Below are 4,697 nucleotides of genomic sequence, written 5' to 3' on the forward strand. Positions count from 1 at the left end.
ATTTAAAAATCCATTCTCCTCTAAAAGCTTTACTGCTCTGTAAACTGTTGACCTTGATTTGCCAAAATAATCTTCAAAAACTGCATAAGAACAAGCTAAAGCATTTCTGTTATCCATGTGTTCCAAGATAAAAAATAATAAAGAACTTGCGAAGTTATGATTTGCCATTAACCATCTTAATTCTGGCATGTTGTCACGATAAAGCTGGATGAAATTATGATTTTTCTTTTTCTCTTCAAATTGCTCTTTGTCTTTGTTTTCTTGCTGTTCAAGATCAATAAGTCTTTGAAGCATTTGAAGTTGTTCAGGGGTTAACTCAACATTAATTTTTCTCTGCTCGTCCAATTTACGCACCTCTGCTGGCATAGAATCCTTCTCTCCCTTGTTATGTATCATCAGCTGTGATACCTATATGTATAATTTATGACACATCATAGGTCAAAAATGAACTATAGTCAAGCAAAAAATGACACATCTTAATTCAACTATGTGTCACAAGCTATGACACATATACGTGTCACAAGCTATGACACATTACCTTAACTAAAACATTGATATATCAACATTTTTTCTGTGTTCCCTTCTATATCTCCTAAAGGGCTTTTCTCCACGCAAGGTTCGGGTAGTATTTTTCGGACAGACCACCGAAAAATCTCCACCCTTTTCTCCTTGCATTCCGAAATTTTGGCGGTGCTGTACTTTCGCCAAGCCGACGTACCTAAAACGAGGAATTCAGGAAATCGGCTTGCTCGAGCCATTATACCGCCAAAACCGCCAGAGCTTCCGTTCATAAATTTTCTCTTTTGCCTTATGGATCTACGCAATATGGGGGCTTCCCCCAAACCCCCTTGCCAGCCTCCACCCTAAAACAAGGGGAGAATTGATGGTGTTCGAATAAAAATCTTTGATATTTAGAAATCTAATTTTAAAGAAGGGAGTTGAGCTTTCATGAATAGTAACAGTAGCATTAATAAAAGTAATTTAAATTTATTAGCCGTAGTAGCACTAGGATTGACGACAATTTACACCGCAATATTAGCGACTCAATTAATGTCCACAAAACATAAAGTTGATTATTTATATTACAAAGAACATTTTCAAAAAAATAATAAGGGGAATAATAATTAATCGCTAAAACAATGAGAGGCGCTCTAGAAGGGGTAGAGTCCTGAAAATGCGGATTTACAACGGTAATGTAATTTTCACCCATAAATAAAGCCGATTTTAAGAAATCGACTGTTGAACTAAAGCTCCCTTTACTTTAAGTACATTTCTTCACAATCTTTAGATTAATTTATTGGATTATTTTTATGTGAAAGAGTGATATTAAATAAGAGCTTTAATTCGATTGACAAAAAAACCGTCCAGAAGGTATATTATATGTATCTAAGTTATGGAGGTTATTATGTCTATTTCAAAGCATGCTAATAAGAAAAAAAATATATTGATTGCTGCATCTGAAATTGTAAAAGAAGAAGGAGTTGTCAAACTCACATTAGAGGCAGTCGCCCAAAGAGCTGGCGTGAGTAAAGGTGGATTATTATACCATTTTCCTAGCAAGGAAGCATTAATTAAAGGAATGGTGGAAGATTGGACAAATAATTATTTCGAATGCATTAATACGTTAGTTAATAACGACGATGATAACGCAATAGGAAAATGGAATAGGGCTTATCTTAAATCTACATTTTCCGATTTAGAAAACAATAATCTAAATTCCGCACTAATGGCTGCTATGTTTATTAATCCAGATTTATTAGATGAATTCCGGCAGAGATACGATATTTTGCATACAAAGTTAATAACTGATGGAATTGATCCTGTCAAAATAACAATTACAAGATTATCCATAGATGGTCTTTGGTTTTCAGAAATATTTGGAATGGCACCATTAAATGAAGAACTAAAAACACAAGTTTTTGATGAACTAATAAACATGATTCAGGAGGACGAATAATGTCATATCTATATTTAGCACTTGCAATAGTGGGGGAGATTATTGGCTCTTCCCTATTAAAAGCATCTGAAGGCTTTTCAAAACTCTATCCTACAATAGGGGTAATAATAGCTTTCGTTGGTTGTTTTTTCTTTTTATCCTTGTCGCTAAAAACAATCCCCTTAAACACTGCATATGCATTATGGGCAGGTTTAGGACTTGTTTTGACTACAGTAATTTCAGTTTTAGTTTGGAAGGAAAAACTTAACATGGCTAGCATTGCAGGAATAACACTGATTGTTGTAGGAGTTGTAATATTGAATTTGTTTGGACCAGGACATGGAGAATCTGGTCATGAAGCAAGCGAAACTATTACAATGAATGAGACAATGGAATAACACATAAAAAAGTCCTTCTTAATAAAGAGAAGGACTTTTTAGCTTAATTAAGGGTATTTTTTGAAGTCCTTATTCAACAAACCTGCGTACGTTAGTTTAAGTGTATCACTTCACAATTCCAATAGAGTAGAGTTTATTGAGACATAATGAAATTAGCGTTTTAAATGACTTCTGACTGTCTCATAAGACTTGTATCAAATGCTTACCGTTGTAAATCCGCATTTCCCTGACGCTACCCCTAGAAGCGTCTTTTTTGCTTTTTAAGGGTTTTTACTAGGGGCAACCTCTTACAAAGGCGAGAGAGGCCCGTATGGCGTCTGTCAACGGTACCGGACCGAAGGGAGGATAAGGAGTTGATAGACTCACTTCACCAAGACCCTCTTGGTGTCTCAAAAGGCAACACCTTTTGAGCTGCCTACCGGCGAGGGAGCCCCTCAAGGATTGAGGGGTTGGGGAGTTCGATTAAGGGGGTCTGGGGAAGAGTTCCCCAGTGGGTTTGGGCAAAGCCCAAGGTTTGGCTTTTAGCGTCGCAGACCACATGAAACTTTGCGTGCAAAGTGTAGTGTGTTACACTTTCTATTAATCTATCGATTTTCAGAAAGGGTGCGTACCCCATGAGTTACTCCATTATCCGAATGCAGAAAATGAAATCAAATGGGATAAAAGGGATTCAATTTCACAACCAAAGAGAGAGGGAAAGTGAAACGAATCCCGACATCAATAAAGCTGATTCTCATCTGAATTATGACTTGATAAACGGTCAAAGGCAGATTGATTACAACGAGAAAATTAGCCAAGTAATTGAGGACAATGTGACCTCTGGAAAAAAGATCCGTAAAGATGCAGTTAAGCTGGCTGAATTCTTAATTACCTCTGACAAGGAATTCTTCGATAAAATTTCACCCAAAGAGCAGAAAAGGTATTTTGAAACGGCTCATGAGTTCCTTGCTGATCGATACGGTGAAAAGAATTTAATCTATGCGACTGTTCACTATGACGAGAAAACCCCTCACATGCACGTAGGCTTCGTTCCAGTAACGGAGGATGGCCGACTATCGGCTAAAGATTTCTTTGGCCAGAAAAAGCAACTGGTGAGTCTTCAGGACGATTTTAATCAGTACCTGAAGCAAAATGACTTTAATTTGGAAAGAGGGGTCTCGTCGAGCCGTAAACACGTGGAGACGGCTAAATATAAGGCTCAAACGTTTCAAAGCATGGAGAAGGAAGCCCAAGAGAAATATGAGCGGACAATGGGGCATATTCAAGAGATTGATGATAAATCGAAATCGATTGCGAATATCGAAGCTAAAAAGGTTCTAGGGCTTGTTGGAATGAAGGAACAAGACTACAAAAGCCTAGTCGATTATGCGACCAATGGTGTGGCTTATCAGCTACAAGCAGAGAATCTGCAGAAAGAGTTGGAAAAGACTCAAAAAGAAGTTACGCAGCTGAAAGCTGATATGCAAATTGGACAAGATAAAATTCGCTATTACTACAAAGATATTGAAGAGAATTTAGACTCCTTAGCAGAGAAAAAAGCACTGCAAAAAGTGAAGCAAACAGACATTGTAAAGAACTATGGAGACTTGATAGAAAAGTACAATGGACTCGTTAATAAATATAATGACCAGTTGAAGGAGAAAAAGGAGTTAAAACAACAGGTGGACACTCTAAAAATTGAGAACCGGTCTTACCAAAATGAGAATCGGGAATTGAAATTAGAGAACGGAAAATTGAAGGGAAAACTCGTGCAGATCAGCAAGGAGTTTTCTGTTTTTAAAGAGAGGGTGGGCAAAGTTTTACACGCTCAACTTGACCGAGTAAAAACGTTCTTGAGGATGAATGATGTAGACCGAAGTACAATCAAGTTCCTGGATGATAGGCAAGATAAATTAGTCCAGGACTCTTTAGAAAAAATGGAGAAGCCACAAAGGCAAAAAGGGATGGAGATGGAACGCTGATGAAGGTGAAACAATTGGTTGAGAAGTTGGAGAAACTAGACCAAGAGGGAGAATTAATGCTTTTTATGAGGGATAGAAAGAGACCTCATTTAGGTTCTGGAACTCTTATTCCAATAAAAGATATTGGTGTTTTTACAAGTGTTGACCAAGATTCAAATGAGGGCAAATATGCTCTTGAAATAAAGAAAGGCGAGTAGTTATCTACTCGCTTTATTTTAAGTTTTCACGTTCTCTAAGGGCTTTAAATTTATCAAATTGGCTTTTGTATTCAAAGTCCTTGTTTTCCTTTTTGCTGACAAGGATTTTACCATCGTATTTAGCAAATTTCTTTTTGTCATTGCCATCTGTCCAAGCAAGGTCTTCGTTCACTACATAGACGTTTGATGTTCCCATTTTTAAAAC

At 37.1% G+C, this 4,697-nt stretch carries 5 protein-coding genes and 1 pseudogene; 4 read left to right on the top strand and 2 right to left on the bottom strand.

Annotation, left to right across the window (positions count from 1 at the left end; all coding sequences use genetic code 11):
* Positions 1-366, bottom strand: a 366-nt coding sequence (locus tag J0835_RS29085; protein ID WP_333728207.1) for a replication/maintenance protein RepL, incomplete at its 3' end; no start/stop codon positions are given.
* A 1,039-nt stretch (positions 367-1,405) separates the two neighbouring features.
* Here J0835_RS29085 and J0835_RS29090 point away from each other — a divergent pair.
* The 4 genes from J0835_RS29090 to J0835_RS29105 all read left to right on the top strand — a co-directional run bounded on the left by J0835_RS29090 (position 1,406) and on the right by J0835_RS29105 (position 4,492).
* Positions 1,406-1,957: a TetR/AcrR family transcriptional regulator gene (locus J0835_RS29090; protein ID WP_000028029.1), complete on the top strand. Its 552-nt coding sequence runs from the start codon at positions 1,406-1,408 to the stop codon at positions 1,955-1,957.
* On the top strand, positions 1,957-2,334 hold the full coding sequence (qacH, locus tag J0835_RS29095; protein ID WP_047914402.1) for a quaternary ammonium compound efflux SMR transporter QacH: 378 nt from the start codon (positions 1,957-1,959) through the stop codon (positions 2,332-2,334). The genes J0835_RS29090 and qacH overlap by 1 nt, the downstream gene beginning before the upstream one ends.
* Before the next feature lie 614 nt (positions 2,335-2,948).
* Positions 2,949-4,295, top strand: a complete 1,347-nt coding sequence (gene mobV / locus J0835_RS29100; RefSeq protein ID WP_053082646.1) for a MobV family relaxase — start codon at positions 2,949-2,951, stop codon at positions 4,293-4,295.
* Entirely contained in the window at positions 4,295-4,492 is a 198-nt protein-coding gene (locus tag J0835_RS29105; RefSeq protein ID WP_048558833.1) for a hypothetical protein, read from the top strand. The genes mobV and J0835_RS29105 overlap by 1 nt, the downstream gene beginning before the upstream one ends.
* 13 nt (positions 4,493-4,505) lie before the next feature.
* Here the strand turns inward: J0835_RS29105 and J0835_RS29110 are convergent.
* Positions 4,506-4,697 (bottom strand): annotated as a pseudogene (locus J0835_RS29110) (replication protein); the annotation flags it as partial.

The organism is Bacillus cereus group sp. Sample62 (assembly GCF_036851315.1).
Taxonomy (GTDB): Bacteria; Bacillota; Bacilli; order Bacillales; family Bacillaceae_G; genus Bacillus_A; species Bacillus_A wiedmannii.

What these genes read in the sequence shown, in the direction of transcription:
- J0835_RS29090 (WP_000028029.1), top strand. Translation starts at nt 1,406, where the DNA reads ATGTCTATTTCAAAGCATGCTAATAAGAAAAAAAATATATTGATTGCT.
- qacH (WP_047914402.1), top strand. Translation starts at nt 1,957, where the DNA reads ATGTCATATCTATATTTAGCACTTGCAATAGTGGGGGAGATTATTGGC.
- mobV (WP_053082646.1), top strand. Translation starts at nt 2,949, where the DNA reads ATGAGTTACTCCATTATCCGAATGCAGAAAATGAAATCAAATGGGATA.
- J0835_RS29105 (WP_048558833.1), top strand. Translation starts at nt 4,295, where the DNA reads ATGAAGGTGAAACAATTGGTTGAGAAGTTGGAGAAACTAGACCAAGAG.